This window comes from Paenibacillus borealis (assembly GCF_000758665.1).
In the GTDB taxonomy this organism is placed as follows: Bacteria; Bacillota; Bacilli; order Paenibacillales; family Paenibacillaceae; genus Paenibacillus_AQ; species Paenibacillus_AQ borealis.
In genome coordinates this window covers 2,110,495-2,128,396 of the sequence record NZ_CP009285.1, presented here as the reverse complement: position 1 = coordinate 2,128,396, position 17,902 = coordinate 2,110,495, and the positions used below count along the sequence as shown (strand labels likewise).

The following is a 17,902-nucleotide window of genomic DNA, read 5'->3' as shown; positions in this document are numbered from 1 at the left end:
TTCTTTCCGCCTCTATGGTAAAGCAAGATATATTTCAACATTTGCTAAAATTAACCGAAACCGCTTCTGTATTTCCGGATTCTTCCTCACACATTTCTGATCCAATTTGTTTCCGGTTTTTTGCCCGCACAAAAATGTATACGCTTACATAATAATCTAAAAAAATATCCCCTCGCCATTTGTAGCGCAAATGCCATATTTCACAAGCTTTTTAGCCTCATCTCCTTTGCCTGATTATAGGTTTAGTTTGTCTGTTTGGCTTATCTACAGCTTACCCTTATTTCAAATTCGGATAAATAGTTTAATGTTCGAATATGTGTAAAAAGGTTAGTCTTTACCTAAACATTTAATTTAGGAAGCGCTTTACTTCATACCGTGATTAAGGAATAATAAAGGATAGAAGAAGTGTATTAAAGTCAGAAAAAAGGGGACATGCAAATGACTGCCTTCGAGCTGATTGTGGATAAACCAGTGAATCTGGAGATTACCGGCAAGTTTGTCGCCCCCTCTGCAGAATGGATCCATCTGAGCAGGATTTTGCAGGATTATGAGCTTATCGTTATGACCGAAGGGGTGCTCTATCTGGCCGGTGACAACAAGCAATTCACGGTCTCCAAAGGAGAGTATCTGCTCCTCCCCCCGCTCACCAAGCAATACGGGTACAAGTCCTCTGAATGCAGTTTCTACTGGCTGCACTTTCATTCCACAAGCGGGATTCAGGTTACCGATCTCTCCTCCCGCACCTATGACAAGGAAGATAACCGGATTCTATTGCCCCAGTACGGAACCCTCCGGAGCCTGGAGAAAATTATCGTAATGATGAAGCAGCTGCAGGATTCGGTGCGGGGTTACAATCAGACTACACTCAACAACTACATGACTACTGTGATTCTGTGCGAGCTCTACAACCAGACCTGTGATACCGATGCTGATCCGCTCAAGAAAACAAAGCAGGAGCAGCTGTATAACGATATTGTGGACTACATCAAGTGGAGCCGCAGTGAACACATCAAGGTATCGCAAATCGCCGCCTACTTCGGCTACAATGAGAAATATCTCTCCCATCTGTTCACCGTTATCTCCGGGATCTCCCTGAAGCAATATATTCTGCAGCAGAAGATGGAGCTGGCGAAATTCCTGCTGGCCGATACCAACCAGAATGTCAGTGAAGTCTCGCTGCAGCTCGGCTATAAGGATTGCCATAATTTCATGAAATCGTTCAAAAAAATCGTCGGCCTCACCCCCACCGACTTCCGTAACGCTTATGCCAAACGGCTGCTCTTCTACGAATGAATGAAGAAAGCTCATCATACTGATTCCTCCGCGGCTTCCAGGGGCTACTCATTTCCCCCCGGAACAGGCTGTGGAGATTTTTTTTGTGCATAATGAACTTTTAGGACCTCCGGGAACTCTTATTTATGAAAGAGGTGAGAACATGAATGTAAGCCGTCTTGTGAGACAAGCCCAGCGGGGTAACAAGGAAGCCTTATTACAATTAATTTTAGCTGAACAGGACGCTTATTACCGGCTTGCCTACAGCTATATGGGCAATGAGCACGATGCCATGGATGTCATGGAGGATATGATTGTTACGCTTTACGAGAAGCTGGAGCAATTGAACAAAAGGGAGGCCTTCTACAGCTGGAGCAAAACGATACTTGTGAACCGCTGCAAGACCGTCCTCCGCAAACAGGAGCGTTATCTTCCTCTGGACGACGAAGACGACCGGGAGCCTCCACTTGCCGCATGGACTGCAGACAACCCTTATAGTACTACGGAGTCTGAGCTGGACATGTCGATGCTGCTTGCTCACCTGAACCCGCGGCAGCGGGAAGCGATTGAACTCCGCTATGTTCACGATCTTCCCTATCAGACGATTGCCGAGATGACCGATTCACCGGTCGGGACGATCAAATCAAGGATTTCGCAAGGGATACAGAAGCTGAAAGCTATGATTGGAGGTGACCGTTATGAGAACGATCGAGGAGAGATTACAGGAGCATCAGCAGATCATGACCCCGTCAGAACTTGAGGGCAGACTTCGAACAGCGCTTGAGCGTGTTCCTGTGAAGACAAGAACCCGGAGTAGAGTGAGAACCTGGGTTGCCTCAGCAGCGGCAGCATTTATTCTGACGGTGGGCATCTATCAATATCCTGCATTTGCTTATTACGGCGGGAAGCTGTTTAGTAAAAGCGAGCTGGATACCATGGCCTTTTCTGAATTGGCGGGCCACGGATACGGTCAAAGCGTCAATAAAAGCAAAACGTTAGATGACGGAACGGTTATTACCATTAACGGGGTAATTGCGGACGACAACGCCCTGACGATGTATTACAGCATTGATCCGGCTTCAGGCAGTGTATATACTGGCGACTTCCCTGACGGCAACTATTCACTCCGTTACGGAGTAGATAAACTGGAAGGGTTCCTGACGGATTCAGATCCCCTGGGGGGGAGCGGCGGCAGCAAAGACGGTACCCGTTTCGAGGGAGTATACAAATTTGAGCCGGCCAGCCCCTTCTCCAGAACATTGACCGTTACATTCAGCGAGTGGCTGGAGAATGGGACAGTGGCACACTATCCTGTCTCCTTCAAATTTGAAGCGAACAAAGCCATGAAAAGCCTGCTCACAGCGGATATTTCCCAAGCTGTTCCGGTGGATCAGGGAACTGTCCACTATGACTCTATTACAGCTTCACCAACATCAACCATTGTAAAGGGACATTATGAACTGGAAGACGGGGAAACTCCGAGATTCTCGGCTGTAACCAAGCTCTATGTGAATGGGATTGAAGTAAATTACTGGTCCATGCGGTCGGCCCGTTCCGGCAAAACGGGACTCTCGGAATTTGAAATCGAATACGATGTACTCCCGACAGACAAGCTGCAAAGTGTTGAACTGGTACTCGATAATTTCACCGGATATCAGCAAATAGAACAGCCTGTCTCCCTGGCTTCACCGTCTGACCGCTCTATTCAGCTTGGCGCGGAGAAGCTCTGGATTCGAAGCGTCACCCGGACCGGTTCCGGTTATGATATCGTGATCGCCGGAAAGCAGTTCACCTTCCTCGACACGGAGACTTTAGCTGTTCAAGCCGGAGGAACCACAGTTCCCGTTGCTTCTATATCCCAGTCCCGTCCGTGGGACTTGAAGAACGGCAACATCCTCTGGGAGCGGACCTATTCGTTCAATACGGAGGAGGCGCCGCAGTTCCTGCTGCTGGATGGATTCCATTATATTAAGACATATGACAAGACCATTACAGTTCCTATAGATGGCAAGAAACATTAGGAATACACTATTGTCCCCGAAGTGCCGCGCCGGGCAGCAGGAGTGGAGTGACCTTCCTATGTTCTGTGTTCTGTGTTCAATGCACAATTCGCGGCACAGAGCTTCACCTAGGCATAAATGTTGTACGTTTTACAACTTGGCTCCCTGTATATCCGGCTGTTCGGGAGGAATGTTGCACAAAATACAAGAATTGTCCGGCTAAACCCGCCTGGAGGAGGAGAAATGCTGCATTTCATACAACAATCTTGGATTAGGGCCGACATGATGAGGGAAATGTTGTATTTTGTGCAGGATCTCGCATGAATTCAATAAAACCACTCAGAGCTCCCACACAAACGGCGGGTTAATCGAGAAGATCGTAAATTTAGCTTCTCTCACCGATAGTTGTATTCCGTACACTTAAAAGACGGCCAGCAAGCAAATCCGATCTCTTAATTGTATTCTGTACAACTAAAAGTAGCGAAAAGTGCTCCTTTGCCGCACGAAGGTCAATATAATTGCAGAGAATACAACTATAGTACTTACCACGCAATAACTGGTCACTTTAGTTGTACCAAATACAGTTATAACCCGTCTGATAAAAGAAGACACAAAAAATCCCGCCCCCTGCCAGGGGAGCGGGATTTTTTGTGTCTATATAAGCAGAACTTAAGTTCACTCTAAATAGCAGGGCTTTCCGCATCTTGCAGGCCAGTCATCTGCCATTGCGGCTCCGGGTCACGGGAACCGGTCTGTTACTTCCCGCCGTCCTTCACCGGCACGCCGAAATCCGGTGTGCCGTCTTCATTCCAATGCAGGCGCTGGGCCCGGGTGTGGCGGTTCGGATCGTACAGCGGGTCTCCTGTAATCTCCTTATAATTGCGGGCATGGTAGATCAGCACATCCTCACCGTTCTCATCCACTGTGAAGCTGTTATGCCCCGGGCCGTATTGCCCGTTCTCCTCACTGGTCTTGAAGACCGGCTCAGGATGTTTGATCCAGGAGGCGGCGTCCAGCAGATCACTGTCCTCGTCTGCGGTAAGCAGTCCCATGCAGTAATTGTAGTCGGTCGCGCTGGCCGAGAAGCTCATGAAGATCTTGCCGCTGCGTTTCAGCACCGCAGCGCCCTCATTCACCCGGAAGCCGATAATTTCCCACGGATACTCCGGCGTAGCGATCATCGTCTGCGGACCTGTTAACGTCCAGCCGTTAGCCATGGCCGAAATGTACAGGTTGGAGTTCCCCTCAATCTCAGGGTCCTTCTGCGCCCATACATAATACCGCACTCCCTTGTGCTCGAATGAAGTGGCATCCAGGGCAAAGGATTCCCAGGCCGTTTTCATCTGCCCTTTCTCCACCCACTCCCCTTCCAGCGGATTTGCCGACTCATTCTCCAGCACGAACATACGGTGATCGAACAGCCCTTCCTTCGTCTCGGTGGTCCGGGCAGCAGCGAAATAAATATACCATTTACCATCGATGTAGTGGAGCTCGGGAGCCCAGATATTGGCGCTGAGCGGACCCGTCTCATATTTGCGCCAGACTACAACTGGCGTAGCCTCTCTTAGCCCTTCAATTGTTGCGGCTCTGCGCACTTCAATCCGGTCATATTCCGGTACGGAAGCCGTGAAATAGTAATAGCCGTCTGTATGTTTGTACACCCAGGGATCTGCGCGCTGCTCCACAAGCGGATTGCTGTACTCTCTATTTGTACTCATCATGGTTTCTCCTTTGGTCTGAGCTTTTTATCTAAGAAATTATCTGGGAATAGTACAGGCAAGCTTTACCCTTTTACCGCTCCGGCGGTCATCCCGTCGATGAAATACTTTTGGAAGGCCAGGAATAAGGCCAGAATCGGCAGAATGGAGAAGAACGAGCCGACAATAAGCAGATCATAGTTGTTGCCGTACGGAGTCAGGAGTGTCTTGAGTCCGATTGGCAGGGTATATTTGTGCTCGCTGCTAAGCACCATGAACGGCCAGAGGAAGTTGTTCCAGCTGTTCATACCGTTCAGAATCGCCATCGCGGCGAAAGAAGGCTTCATGATAGGCAGGATCAGGCGCAGATAAATCCCGTATTCACTGGCCCCGTCGACTCTGCCGGCCGCGATAATTTCCTTGGGAATTCCGCTTAAATATTGTCTGAAGAAGAATATCGTCGCTGCACCGGCTATCCCCGGCAGAATAATTGCGGAGTAGCTGTTCATCAGCCCCATATTATTGGTCAAGGTATACAGAGGCAGCAGCAGAATCTCAAACGGAACCATCATGATAAGAAGCACACATATAAAAAGGAAGTTCTTCCCTCTGAATTCATATGCCGAGAAACCATAAGCCACTGTGGCGCTTACCAGCAAGGTCAACGTTACCTGCACCAGCGTAAGCAGCACCGAATTAAAGAACCATGTAAAGTAGGCATGATCGCCTGTAAACAGGTACACGAAGTTATCGAAATTCATTACCGAAAGGTCGAACTTCAGATTCAGCCCATATCTGATCAAATCTTCACCAGGCTTGAAGGAGGCAATCGTCACCGCATAGAAGGGTATCAGGATCAGGAGGCATACCACCGTAAAGAAGGCAAAGAGGATGATTTTGACTGCAGTTTCTTTTTTCATTCTAATCCTCCTTCTTAAACATGCCGCTAAAGGCCAGTTGTGTCAGGTTGATCACCATGGTAATCAAGAGCAGTACAATGCCAACCGCAGCCGCATATCCAAGATTGTTCTTTTCAATTCCCTGGCGGTACAGATACCCGACAATGGTGAGGCCTATATTCTTCGGGGAATTATTGCCGTTCCACAACATCATGCTCTCAATGAACATGGCCAGACCGGCGTAAATACTGATCGTCAGTACATATATGGTTGTAGGCTTCAACAAAGGCATAGTGATTCTGGTGAATTTCTGAAAAGCTGACGCTCCGTCAATCGATGCCGCTTCATAATAATCATCCGGAATATTCTTCAGGCCGGACAGGAAGTACAGCATATTGACCCCCATCCATCTCCAGCTGGCCAAGGCGACCAGGGCGATAAATCCTGTGACCTGCCCTTTCAGGAATTTAACCGGCTCTACGCCGAATAGGCCCAGAAGGCTGTTGATCAAGGACCCCTCCATTTCGCCGAACATTAATCTGAAGATCGTACCGGCTACAACCACCGAGGTCAGTGCCGGAAAGAAGAAGGAGGATTTGAAGAATTCCCGTCCCCACATAAATTTATTGTTGATCAGGACCGCGAACAGCATTGGAAAAGGAATGAGAATAAGCAGGGTCAGGATCATATATACGCCGCTGTTGCGGACGGCTTTGAAGAAGATCGTGTCACTCATCAGCTTCGTATAGTTGTCGATTCCTACCCACTGCGCCTCCTGGCCGAGCGTTACCTTTTGAAAACTCATACCGAACGAGCTAAGCAGGGGATATACCCAAAAAATGAGGAACACCAGCACAAAGGGCAGCACGAACACGTAAGGAGCGACCTTTTGCGAGTACAGAAAGTTTTTAAACATTGCTCTACTCCTTTCATGGTGAAACTTAGATAGTGCTTTAAAATAGAGCTACTCTGCCCGCAGAGTAGCTCTCCCAGTTTAACTATCCGTTTATTTCAACTCCTGTTCAATTTGTGCCTGCGCGTCATCGAGCGCTTTTTGCACATCCTTGCCGTCCTCGAAGATTTCATTCAGGGTAACTGTGCAAAGAACATTATTGATCGTCGGTGAAGCAGAGGTGGATTTGATCAGCTGGATTTCTTCTTTAATTTCATTCAATACATCAAACGGGTTGTTGACAAAATACTTCACGAACTGATTCTCAGGATTATGAGTCACGTCTTTCATATCCCATACGCTCATATTGATCGGGTCAAAGCCAAGCGTGTTCCAGATTTCGATATTGGCATCCAGGGAAAGTTTCGCATAAGCAATGAAGTCTTTAGCCAGCTGTACATCTTTGGCTGTTTTGGTGACTACAGTACCGGTTCCGCCGCCGCCATACGATCTTGGCATCCCTTTCTCAAACACTGGAAGCGGAGCAATGGCAATCTTGCCCTGCAGGTCAGCCATATAGTTGGTGTATCTCGACATTTGCCATAGCGGCATGAAGGCTGTTGCATAGTTACCGGAGTTGAATTCACCATAAGCTTCTTCTGTATCCGGCTGTCCTCCGGCGATGGTGGAGATTACATTGTTGTCCTGCAGATCCTTGAGCATAGTTAGGGCTTTCACCATCTCCGGTGAATTCACCTTTGGATTGCCGGCATCATCGGTGAGGTCAGAGCCTTGCTGCGCCAGAAGGAGCGATTCTTGCCAGATAGCGCTTGTGTCAGCGGTGCCCATGTATTTGCCGGTTTTTTCGTACACCTGCATGCCGGCTTTCTTGAAGTCGTCCCAGGTTACGATCGTCTTATAGTCGACTCCTGCCTGTTCGAGAATCTCTGTGTTATAAAAGGCAACGGTTGCCCCTACGTGAGTAGACAGGCCGTATATATTTCCTTCTTTGCTGTACAAATCCAGCTGGGATTGCACAACAGTACCCTTATAAGGCTCAGCTACATCATTAAGCGGTTCCAGCTGTGGTGTTCCGGCCAGGAAGTCAGGGAATTTACCCAATTCAATATCGGCAATATCCGGCGCGCCTACCCCCGTCTGTACAGCAATGGACAATTTGTTGTGCATGTCATCATAAGGCATTACTGTAACGTTCAGCTTGATCTGACGGTCAGGATTGGCCGCATTCCATTTCTCAAGCATTTTCTCAAAATGCTGGCCGTGTAATTCAACGAATGTCCAGTAGGAGAGCTCTGTCGCATTGTCGCCGGCACCGGCATTAAGTACCGAGCTTTCACCGCCCTCTTCCTTGGATGATCCTCCACAGCCTGCCAGGAATACTACCATTGCCACTACCATTAATGCGAGAAACCCCTTCTTCTTCATCCTTAAACCTCCCTTATTTGTGTAGAAAATATAAGTTATATAAGAACTGCTTTTACAGTCCGGCTCACAAGCCTGCGCTTTTCTTCAGCCGGATTACGTTCCACGAAGCTTTGGAGAGAAGTGTGTCTACGTAACCATCCTTGCATACGGTACCGGCAGCCTGCACCGGCTGTACTCTCTGTTCTGCGGGCGTATTCACAGCCTTCAGGTCATCATGCTTCAGAACGATATGCTCAAGCAGGGTATACCCCTCGAAGCCCCGGATATCGGCCTTCAGATGCAGGCCTTCCTCCAAATGACGGTTCACTGCAAAGATTGTCAGCTCACCCTGCTCCTCATTATGTACAATCGCACTGTCGAGATAAGGAACATCGGTGTAATCCTGTGCATCGTATTTCGGAGAATTGACAATCGGCTGAAGGGAAACCCCGCGGCCGTATTTGGAAGCATGCAGATAGGGATAGAAAATCGTCTGCTTCCAGGCGGCACCGCCTGCTTCTGTCATGATCGGTGCGATAACGTTGACCAGCTGTGCCAGACAAGCCATCTTCACCCGGTCCGCATGTCTCAGGAAGGTTATCAGCATGCTGCCGACCAGCAGGGCATCCTCGAAGTTGTAATGATCCTCAAGCTGCGGCGGACCGATGGTCCATGGATCAATCTTCGTATCTGATTCGTTCGAGTGGTACCATACATTCCATTCATCGAAGCTGAGATACATCGTCTTCTTGCTGCGTTTCTTGGCCTTGATATAGTCACAGGTGGCTGTAACCGTCTTGATGAAATGCTCCAGGTCCATGCTGCGTGCCAGAAAGTTCGCCGAATCGTTATCACGGTTGCCGTAATATTGATGCAGTGAAACATAATCGGCTACGTCGTAGGTATGATCCAGAGTAACAGCTTCCCATTCAGGGAAGGTCGGCATCGCCGAGCTGGAGCTTCCGCAGGAGACAAGCTCAATGTCCGGGTCTACCAGGCGCATTGCCTTACCTGTCTCATAAGCCAGCCGTCCATATTCCACAGCCGTCTTCTGGCCAATCTGCCAGGGGCCATCCATTTCATTGCCCAGACACCAGGTCTTGATCTTATGGGCCTGCTCTACCCCGTGGCTTCTCCGCAGATCACTCCAGTACGTTCCTCCGGGATGATTGCAATATTCCAGCAGGTTACGTGCTGCATCTACTCCGCGTGTTCCGAGATTGACTGCCATCATAACCTCTGAACCCGCTTCTCTGGCCCAGTTCATGAATTCATTGGTACCCACCTCATTAGGCTCGACCGTCCGCCACGCCAGTTCAAGACGTCTGGGCCGTTGTTCAACTGGACCTACACCATCCTCCCAATTGTAACCGGATACAAAATTACCTCCGGGATATCGGATAATGGGCACATTCAGTTCCTTCACCAGTGATTTCACATCGTCCCTGAAGCCGAGAGCGCCTGCAGTCGGGTGTCCGGGTTCGTAAATTCCCCCGTATACCGCCCGACCCAGATGTTCTATGAATGAGCCGTAGATCCGCTTATCCACTTCAGCGATTACAAAGGATTTGTCTACAACCAGCGTTGCCTTTAATGCTCCAGAAGTCATATAACCACCAACCGTTTCATATAATTGTGAAATAATTAGAAAACATTTGAATGTATTCGCTTACAGGTATAAAATAACATATATAAGGACCTCTGTAAACATAAAAATATAAAACTATTCATACATATTCAAAACAAAAGCGATAAATGGCGTGTTTTCTGAAATATAACCTCTTTTTTTGTAATAAAACGCCCCTTATCATTCGTATAAGTATAAAGTAAATGGGTATTTTAATTCATATTTAGCAGGTTTTCAATTATAACCTACAAATAAAGGAAGAAATCTTTCCTTTTTAACTCAAATGGTTTATAATTTTATAAAATAGTTTTTTTCTAACGACCACACTGGAAGAAGGTACCCTAAATATGATTTATATCAAAGACCTGATGAGCGGGATCGACATTTTCAAGGCGCTCAGCTCCGAGATCCGGATTCAGATTCTCGAACTGCTGGCCACGAACCAGGCGCTGAACCTTAATGAAATTGCCAAGAAACTCAATCTCAGCAATGGCGCAATTACGATGCATATCAAGAAGCTGGAGGAGAGCGGCCTGATTGAGATTAACACCTCGGTAGGCAAGCACGGCATCCAGAAGGTCTGCTATCTGAATAAAGATAAACTGATGGTGGATCTGCGCAGCAAGGATGTCGACAATCTGTACGAGGTCGAAATCCAGGTGGGACATTACAGCAATTATCAGGCGGTCCCAACCTGCGGACTGGCCACCAAAGACAGCATTATCGGTGACTTCGACGAGCCGCGCTATTTCGCCGATCCCCAGCGGATTGATTCGGAGATTATCTGGATGGCCGAAGGTTTCCTGGAATACCGTATTCCGAACTATCTCAAGGCCAACCAGACCTTCCGGGAGATTCAATTCTCCATGGAGCTTGGTTCTGAGGCTCCAGGGTTCAGCGACAACTATCCTTCGGATCTGTATTTCTATGTGAATGGAATCGAAATCGGTTTCTGGACCAGTCCCGGCGACTTCGGAGATGCCCGCGGCACCTTCAATCCCGACTGGTGGCCGCCTCACCTTAACCAGTATGGAATGCTGAAGCTGATCCGGATCAACAATGAGGGAAGCTTCATTGACGGCTGCCGCATCTCGGACATCACCCTTGACGATATCAAGCTGGATTACAAAAGCGAGCTGACCTTCCGCATTGCCGTCACCGACAAGCCGGTCAACAAACGCGGCTTAACCATTTACGGCAAGCATTTCGGCAATTACAGCCAGGACCTGCTGGCGCGTGTGCTCTATAATGTGCATGAGGTTGACGATCCCTCCTGCAAAGTATCAACCGCTGGAGCCATTGACTGATATAGGTTCAATAAACAGCAAGACCATCCTCCTGAGCTGAGGATGGTCTTTTATTTATGCGGACCGGCCGGGTAAGGAACTCCCTGCATAATTGTTCCCTCCTTAACCCACACTAACGATGTCTTTCAAACTACCGTGAGGGAGTGTTTCGAATGCGTGAAGGTATAATACCCGCCGTTCTTGGAACCGTAGTAACTGCTTCCAGCGCAGCTTTTCTAGGCAGCAGATATAAGATGGCTGCAACAGGCATTCTTGGATTTGGTCTGGCGCATATTGTACTCGGCACCATCGATTTGTTCGAACACAGGTAAGGATATTGGAAGATGGCCGGACCGTACGGATGTACGGCCCGGTTTCTTTGTTCAGACTACAAGTCCGTCGGGAACAGTATCAGACAGCAAAAAAGGCCCCCACCCTCCTGCGGGTAAGGACCACTATTACATAAAATTCATTTCACAGCTACATAGAACAGCCGCTGCGCGGAATCGTCAGCTTCGATCCACTCGAAGTCCGCATAGATCTTAACGTCCTTGAATCCGGCCTTCAGCAGCTCCTGCTTCATCCAATCCGGATCATAGGCGCGCTGGGTGTGCGTCTCTTCAAACCGACGGTACACATCCTGGCGGCCCTCTTCACGGGCGAAGATGGACAGGTGATGCTCAATCTCACGGCGCGGCACATCGAGCTCACAGGTCCAGATATACGATACGTTCGGCTCATCCTGCACGAAGGGCTGCTCTTCCTCATACCGGATCAGGGTATTCGGATGATGTACATCGAACAAGAAGGTCCCGCCCGGCTTAAGCCCCGCATAGGTACAGGCGAATACGTCCCTTACGTCCTGCTCCTCCAGCACATAATTGAGGCAATCGCAGAAGGAAATGACCGAATCCACGGGCTCCGGCATCTCCCATTCCTTCATGTTCTGTCTAACCCAGCGTACACTGCCTTCCCGCAAAAAACGCCGTCCCTGCGGCTGCTGCTCCAGCTTGCGCTGCGCTACAGCCAGCATGTCCGAAGAGAGATCAATCCCCGTCATATGATAACCTGCCGCAGCCAGCGGAATGGTCAGGCTTCCGGTACCGCAGCCGAGTTCGGCTACCGTACGCGGCTTGCCGTATTTGCTCCATGCCGTCTCCGCAAAGGTCAGCCAATCCGGATACGGCATATCCGCCATAAGCTCATCGTATACATAAGCAAATTTCCCATAGGAAGACACTGCGTACACCGCTTTCTATAAACTATTGGTTGTCAGTTTCCGGCTCAGCAGCTGCTTCTTCCTTACCGGCCAGATAGGTCCAGTTTTCTTTCTGGGTAACCAGGCCTTCCTTCATCAGCTTGCCCAGCGCACGCTTGAAGGCCGACTTGCTGATGCCGAAACGCTGCTTGATAATATCCGGAGGCGTAGCATCCGAATAAGGCATTCCGCCGCCCGGACGGGAAGCCAGGAAATCCAGCAGTGCCGCTGAATCCACATCACGGCCCACTTCCTTGCGGTGGCCCATGCTAAGGTTAACGCGGCCATCCTCACGGATATGGGCTACCCGTGCTTCAATCACTTCACCCAGGCGCAGGAGCCGGCTGCGCTCTGAGGAATGAACCATGCCAATGATGCCGAAGCCGAGTACACCAGCATCTACAAGCACAAAGGTACCCATCTGCAGAGGTTTGTACACCCGGGCAGTTACAGTCTGCCCCTGCCATGATTCAGGTGCGGGCAGCGCCAGGGGCGCAAGCTCCTGCTCTCCGGCCAGCTTGGCACGAAGACGCCCCTGCTTGTCATGCTCCATAATGGCGAAGACCTTGTCACCGATCTGCGGACGCAGCTCTATCAGCTCCGGAAGCTCGCCGATCGGCAGCAGCAGCTGGCGTCCAAGCCCCATCTCCAGGAAGCAGCCGAGACGCGGATGAATATCAGCTACTTCGAGCAGCGCCATTTCACCCAGCGTCAGGTAAGGCTTCTTCATTGTAGCTGCAGGGCGGTCCTCGGTATCGAAGAAGATGAACACTTCAACCTTGTCACCGATCTTCGGCTTGCTGCCTACCAGCTCGGTATAGTGAAGCATGATATCCTGGTCACCGGCGCTCAGGAAGTACCCGTAAGGGGAGACTTCCCGCATCACTTCAAGCGTAACCGTAGTTCCAGCTATCAGACTCATACTGTTTCCACAACCTTGGCATCAGACCACAGACGCTCGATGTTGTAATATTCGCGTTCATCGCGGTGGAAGACATGGACGATAACATCTCCAAGATCCATCAGCACCCAGCGTGCTGCGTCCATCCCTTCGATGCCTTTGATCATTCCTCCGGCTTCATGAACTACCTTGCGTACCTCAGTGGCAATCGCCTGTACCTGGGTATCGGAATTACCGTGGCAGATAATGAAATAATCACTGATCGGCGACACGCTGCGCAGATCCAGTGCGACCACGTTCATTGCTTTTTTGTCCTGAACGGCAGCCAGGGCCAGTTCCAGAAGCTTGTTTGATTGTACACTCATATTTTATCCTCCAGTATTCTTACTAAATCGTTGCGCGCCAGCACCGTAAGCGGAAACACAATCCGGCGCTTTTCCAGCAGCAGGCTGATGGTAGAATCCAGTCCCGCTACCAGCCCTTCCTCCAGGCTGACCTTAGCCAGCCTGCGTATCTCATCCACACCGGGGAAATCCCGTCCAGGCTCAATATAATCGGCCAGACAGACGATTTTTTCCAGCAGGCTCATGTTCTCCCGTCCCGAGGTGTGGTAGCGGATCGCGTCCAGTACCTCAGAATCCGTAATTCCATAATCATGCTCAGCGACGTATGCCCCTACTTCGGCATGCCACAGCTGCTTGTCGTATTTCAAAAGCTCAGCGGAAAGCCCGTTCTGCTCAATGATCTCCCGCATCCGCTCCACAGGCCAGTACTTGGCGACATCATGGAGAATCGCGGCTGTCTCCGCCCGCGCAGGATCAGCGCCATAGCGCTGCGCCAGCTTCACAGAGGATTCCATTACACCGAGTGTATGCTTCCAGCGTTTGTCCGGCATCTGGTCCGAGACCTCTTCAATCAGCGCTTCGCGGCTGTACTCCATACAATCCACTCCTTTGAACATAATCAAACACAGCGTCCGGCACCATGTAGCGGATGGATTTCCCTTCGGCAGCCCGGGCTCTGAGCATCGTGGAGGAGATATCCACCAGCGGCATATCCGCCAGCAGTACCCGGCCGGCGATGAAGCCTGGCAGCAGCCCAAGATCGAGCGGAGTCCCCGGACGTCCGACACCGATGAAGGTCAGTCTCTGCACCAGCTCTTCAATCCCCTGCCACTTGGGCAAATACTGAACCATATCCGCTCCGACGATGAAAAAGAACTCATACTGCGGATATTCCTCCTGCAGGCTGATCACCGTCTCCAGTGTATAGGACACTCCGCCTCTGACCACTTCCCAGTCGAGAATGCCAAAAGAGGGATGGTCCTTAACCGCTTCCTGGACCATAGCCAGTCTGTCCTCACCTGTTGCTCCGGCCTCATGCTTATGAGGCGGAATATGCGAAGGCATAAACCAGACCTCCTGCAGACCGTAGCTCTCTCTCGCAGTTTCTGCCGCCATCATATGGCCGATATGCAGAGGATCGAAGGTTCCTCCCATTATTCCTACTTTCAAGAGGTCTACCTCCTCCTATTATCCGACGAACTTCATCCCGCTGCAACCCTCGCACAGGTGCGGGAGCTGCGGCATCAATCCTTTAGCGGGGAAGCTCAATCGTTTTGTTATCGCGTGATTCCTTGTACAGAACGATCGTCTTGCCGATAACCTGAACAAGCTCCGAACCGGACTGCTCGGCAAGCGCGGCACCAATTTCCTTAGGATCATCGGCATTGTTGTTCAGCACGCTGATCTTCATCAGCTCGCGTTTCTCAATAGCCTCTTCAATGTGACGGATCAGATGATCGTTGACGCCGCCTTTGCCGACCTGGAATACAGCATCCAGATGATGAGCCAAAGAGCGGAGATAGCGTTTTTGTTTACCAGTTAACATAAATGAACAAACTCCTTAATTAACATATATTATTACCTTACTTGGACGAAATCATTTCCCCGGCACTCCCGCCGAGGCAATCCACAATAGTCTGACGCATGATATCTACAGGTGCTGCGAGTCCTGTCCAGTACTCCAGCGCATAGGCACCCTGGTATATGAACATTCCCAGCCCTCCGTGAATGATGCAGCCCCGCTGCAGGCTCTCCGTAAGCAGCCGGGTGTGCAGCGGATTGTATATCAGATCGCTTACGATCATTCCCTTATGAAGGCACGCCGGATCTATCGGCATTTCCTCCATGTGGGGGAACATGCCTACCGAGGTTGTATTAATCACGATATCCATGTCGCCGGTAACGGAGGGAACGGCTTCCATGCCGGTTCCGGCTACGTTGCCTCTGTTCCGGAAGCTGTCTGCCAGCTGATGTGCCCTGTCCTCATTACGGTTGGCGATGAGAATAGACGCCGGACGCTCCTGCAGCAGTGCCGAGACAATGCCTCTGGCTGCCCCTCCGGCCCCGATCACCAGGATGCGGGCACCGGACAGCTCCGGCGCGGCTTCCGCTTTGAGCGAACGGACATATCCGATGCCGTCCGTATTGAAGCCGGTCAGCACACCGTTGTCGTTAACAATCGTATTGACCGCGCCGACATCCACCGCGCTGGCATCCAGCTTGTCCAGATAGTCCATCACCGCAACCTTATGCGGAATGGTTACATTCACTCCGCGGAAGCCGAGGGTCCTGACCGCCTGCACGGCATCCCCCAGCTTGTCCGGAGTGATATGCAGCGGCACATAAGCACCGGACAGTCCAAGCGCCTTCAGTGCCGCACCGTGCATCAGCGGAGATTTAGACTGGGCAATCGGGTCGCCCATCACGCCCAGCAGAAGCTCCGGTTGTCTGTCTTTACCGTTCAGGCCTGTCTCAGCCATAATATCGTCCTCCTGCAAGTTTTGTCCGCATCTGCTTCATTGTTTTCGCTTCGCAAAACTCACTCCGGGAGCATCTGCTTCATTAGATCAGCGAAGGACGGGTAAGCACCTTAACGCCGCGCGGCACATGTATGGCTACAACCGCACCTGCCGTACCGTTCACCTTGATCCAGCCCAGGCCGGAGATGAACAGATCCGTCTCACTATTCCTGGCGATGCGGAACTCATGACGCTGCCACTGCGGCAGCTTATCCATATCCGCCGTTCCCGGAGGCGACAAAAGCTCTCCGCGGTGATCCTGATACAGCGAATCGGCGCGCTCAAGCTTCGTGCGGTGAATCTTCAGCGTACCACTGATATAGCAGGTAAAGGATTGGCGTTCGCCCTGAACGAAGTCGAAACGTCCCAGTCCGCCGAAGAACAGCGACTGGCCCTCATTCAGCTGATATACTGCAGGTTTGAGCGGATTCTCCGGCATTACAGCGCCCAGATCCTTACGTTCAACCAGTTCACTGTACCGCCAAGGATAGACAATCCCCGGAGTATCAATAATATAATGTCCGTCATCCAGCGGAATCTTGACCATATCCAGCGTCGTACCCGGATAACGTGAGGTGGTCAGCTCCTCTTCCAGATCGCTGTAATCGGAGATCAGCCGGTTGATCAGCGTAGATTTGCCTACATTGGTCGCTCCGACGACATAGACATCACGCTGTCCGCGCAGCTCGGTTACGGCCTCCAGCAGTCGGTCGAAGCCCTGATTGCGCTTCGCGCTGACAAGCACTATCTCCGCCGTGCGCAGCCCCTCTTCCTTGCATCGCTGCTGCATCCAGTTGCGCAGTCTGTTCCAGTTGGTCACCTTAGGCAGCAAATCGCTTTTGTTAACCGCCAGAATAACCGGGTTATTGCCGACAAACCGCTGCAGCCCGGAGATCAGACTGCCTTCGAAATCGAAAATATCCACAATGTGAATTACCAGTGCATTCTTCTCGCCTACTCCGCTGAGCAGCTTCAGGAATTCATCCTGATTCACCGATACGGAAGAAGCTTCATTATAGTTCTTAATCCGGAAACAGCGCTGGCAAATGACAGGCTCCCGTTCAAATGCGGCCTCCGGGATATAGCCCGGAAGTTCCTTGTCTACAGTCTGGAGCTTGATGCCGCAGCCGCTGCATTTCTCAGGCCGTTTCTTGTCGTCGTTCAATACATTCATTAAGATTTATCCTCCTCTTGCCACAATCCTTGCTTGCGCAGACGTGTCAGAGCAATCTGCTCCACCCTGCGGTTGATTCTTGTACCCACGCCTTCATCCTTGACGGAGATCGGCAGCACGAGTACCGTGTACAGTCCGAGCCGGTTGCCGCCGTATACATCTGTAAGCATCTGGTCGCCAACCACAACCGTCTGCTCCGGCTTCAGATCCATCAGCTTCATCGCCTTCAGAAACGGGGCATTGCTCGGCTTGCGGGCCTGATGCACAAATTCAATATTCAGCGGCGTTGCAAAGCGCGACACCCGGTCCATATTGTTATTTGAAACAATGATCAGCTTGAAGCCAAGCTCCTTCACCTTCGTGAACCAGAGCAGCAGCTCAGGCGTGGCCAGAGGCGCTTTGGCGCCGACCAGCGTATTATCCAGATCCGTAATAATCCCGCGGTAGCCTTGACGGTACAGCTCTTCCAGATCAATATCAAATACCGTATTTACCCGGAGTTTGGGAACTAACCTTTCAAACAATACTTTCACCTCATTTTCATACGTAAAACTTGTATTCAGCGCTATATCCAACTGCCAAAATCCACCTGTTAGCGGTACTTTATG

At 50.6% G+C, this 17,902-nt stretch carries 19 protein-coding genes; 5 read left to right on the top strand and 14 right to left on the bottom strand.

The genetic code is table 11. The annotated features are described in order from the left end of the window. Positions 1 to 438: 438 nt before the first annotated feature. The 3 genes from PBOR_RS08965 to PBOR_RS08955 all read left to right on the top strand — a co-directional run bounded on the left by PBOR_RS08965 (position 439) and on the right by PBOR_RS08955 (position 3,293). On the top strand, positions 439 to 1,293 hold the full coding sequence (locus PBOR_RS08965; RefSeq protein WP_042211376.1) for an AraC family transcriptional regulator: 855 nt from the start codon (positions 439 to 441) through the stop codon (positions 1,291 to 1,293). A 142-nt stretch (positions 1,294 to 1,435) separates the two neighbouring features. Next, on the top strand, positions 1,436 to 2,032 hold the full coding sequence (locus PBOR_RS08960; protein WP_042211375.1) for an RNA polymerase sigma factor: 597 nt from the start codon (positions 1,436 to 1,438) through the stop codon (positions 2,030 to 2,032). Further along, positions 1,971 to 3,293, top strand: coding sequence for a DUF4179 domain-containing protein (locus PBOR_RS08955; protein WP_042211374.1), 1,323 nt, complete (start codon positions 1,971 to 1,973; stop codon positions 3,291 to 3,293). The genes PBOR_RS08960 and PBOR_RS08955 overlap by 62 nt, the downstream gene beginning before the upstream one ends. Positions 3,294 to 4,027: 734 nt before the next feature. Here the strand turns inward: PBOR_RS08955 and PBOR_RS08950 are convergent. From PBOR_RS08950 to arfA, 5 genes are all read right to left on the bottom strand, one after another. Next, entirely contained in the window at positions 4,028 to 4,990 is a 963-nt protein-coding gene (locus PBOR_RS08950; protein WP_042211373.1) for a glycoside hydrolase family 43 protein, read from the bottom strand. Positions 4,991 to 5,055: 65 nt separating this feature from the next. Next, a complete protein-coding gene (locus PBOR_RS08945) occupies positions 5,056 to 5,889 on the bottom strand; it encodes a carbohydrate ABC transporter permease (protein ID WP_042211372.1) in 834 nt (277 codons plus the stop codon). A 1-nt stretch (position 5,890) separates the two neighbouring features. Further along, positions 5,891 to 6,784: a carbohydrate ABC transporter permease gene (locus PBOR_RS08940; protein WP_042211370.1), complete on the bottom strand. Its 894-nt coding sequence runs from the start codon at positions 6,782 to 6,784 to the stop codon at positions 5,891 to 5,893. Positions 6,785 to 6,874: 90 nt separating this feature from the next. Then, a complete protein-coding gene (locus PBOR_RS08935; RefSeq protein WP_042211369.1) occupies positions 6,875 to 8,206 on the bottom strand; it encodes an ABC transporter substrate-binding protein in 1,332 nt (443 codons plus the stop codon). Between the two features lie 64 nt (positions 8,207 to 8,270). After that, a complete protein-coding gene (arfA, locus tag PBOR_RS08930; protein ID WP_042211368.1) occupies positions 8,271 to 9,794 on the bottom strand; it encodes an arabinosylfuranosidase ArfA in 1,524 nt (507 codons plus the stop codon). 365 nt (positions 9,795 to 10,159) lie between these two features. Between arfA and PBOR_RS08925 the strand changes: the two genes are divergently transcribed. Together PBOR_RS08925 and PBOR_RS08920 are read left to right on the top strand one after the other, a co-directional pair. Further along, the gene (locus tag PBOR_RS08925; protein WP_042211367.1) at positions 10,160 to 11,119 is read left to right on the top strand and encodes an ArsR/SmtB family transcription factor; all 960 of its coding nucleotides are present in this window, start codon (positions 10,160 to 10,162) and stop codon (positions 11,117 to 11,119) included. 152 nt (positions 11,120 to 11,271) lie between these two features. Beyond that, positions 11,272 to 11,430 (top strand): hypothetical protein, encoded by a 159-nt coding sequence (locus tag PBOR_RS08920; protein WP_042211365.1) that lies wholly within the window; start codon positions 11,272 to 11,274, stop codon positions 11,428 to 11,430. Between the two features lie 137 nt (positions 11,431 to 11,567). On the opposite strand, the gene PBOR_RS08915 is transcribed toward PBOR_RS08920, so the two are convergent. The 9 genes from PBOR_RS08915 to PBOR_RS08875 form a co-directional block, all read right to left on the bottom strand. Next, on the bottom strand, positions 11,568 to 12,338 hold the full coding sequence (locus tag PBOR_RS08915; RefSeq protein WP_042211363.1) for a class I SAM-dependent DNA methyltransferase: 771 nt from the start codon (positions 12,336 to 12,338) through the stop codon (positions 11,568 to 11,570). Positions 12,339 to 12,360: 22 nt separating this feature from the next. Continuing rightward, positions 12,361 to 13,278, bottom strand: coding sequence for a CvfB family protein (locus tag PBOR_RS08910; protein ID WP_042211362.1), 918 nt, complete (start codon positions 13,276 to 13,278; stop codon positions 12,361 to 12,363). Continuing rightward, positions 13,275 to 13,622, bottom strand: coding sequence for a ribosome silencing factor (gene rsfS / locus PBOR_RS08905; protein ID WP_042211361.1), 348 nt, complete (start codon positions 13,620 to 13,622; stop codon positions 13,275 to 13,277). The genes PBOR_RS08910 and rsfS overlap by 4 nt, the downstream gene beginning before the upstream one ends. Beyond that, a complete protein-coding gene (gene yqeK / locus PBOR_RS08900; protein WP_042211360.1) occupies positions 13,619 to 14,197 on the bottom strand; it encodes a bis(5'-nucleosyl)-tetraphosphatase (symmetrical) YqeK in 579 nt (192 codons plus the stop codon). The genes rsfS and yqeK overlap by 4 nt, the downstream gene beginning before the upstream one ends. Beyond that, on the bottom strand, positions 14,169 to 14,771 hold the full coding sequence (locus tag PBOR_RS08895) for a nicotinate-nucleotide adenylyltransferase (RefSeq protein WP_042211359.1): 603 nt from the start codon (positions 14,769 to 14,771) through the stop codon (positions 14,169 to 14,171). The genes yqeK and PBOR_RS08895 overlap by 29 nt, the downstream gene beginning before the upstream one ends. Before the next feature lie 82 nt (positions 14,772 to 14,853). Further along, positions 14,854 to 15,147: a ribosome assembly RNA-binding protein YhbY gene (gene yhbY, locus PBOR_RS08890; protein WP_036697934.1), complete on the bottom strand. Its 294-nt coding sequence runs from the start codon at positions 15,145 to 15,147 to the stop codon at positions 14,854 to 14,856. Positions 15,148 to 15,184: 37 nt separating this feature from the next. Next, positions 15,185 to 16,081 (bottom strand): shikimate dehydrogenase, encoded by an 897-nt coding sequence (aroE, locus tag PBOR_RS08885; protein ID WP_042211358.1) that lies wholly within the window; start codon positions 16,079 to 16,081, stop codon positions 15,185 to 15,187. A gap of 82 nt (positions 16,082 to 16,163) precedes the next feature. Then, positions 16,164 to 17,294 (bottom strand): ribosome biogenesis GTPase YqeH, encoded by a 1,131-nt coding sequence (gene yqeH / locus PBOR_RS08880; protein ID WP_042211357.1) that lies wholly within the window; start codon positions 17,292 to 17,294, stop codon positions 16,164 to 16,166. Further along, positions 17,294 to 17,818: a YqeG family HAD IIIA-type phosphatase gene (locus PBOR_RS08875; RefSeq protein ID WP_039308324.1), complete on the bottom strand. Its 525-nt coding sequence runs from the start codon at positions 17,816 to 17,818 to the stop codon at positions 17,294 to 17,296. The genes yqeH and PBOR_RS08875 overlap by 1 nt, the downstream gene beginning before the upstream one ends. Positions 17,819 to 17,902 lie beyond the last annotated feature (84 nt).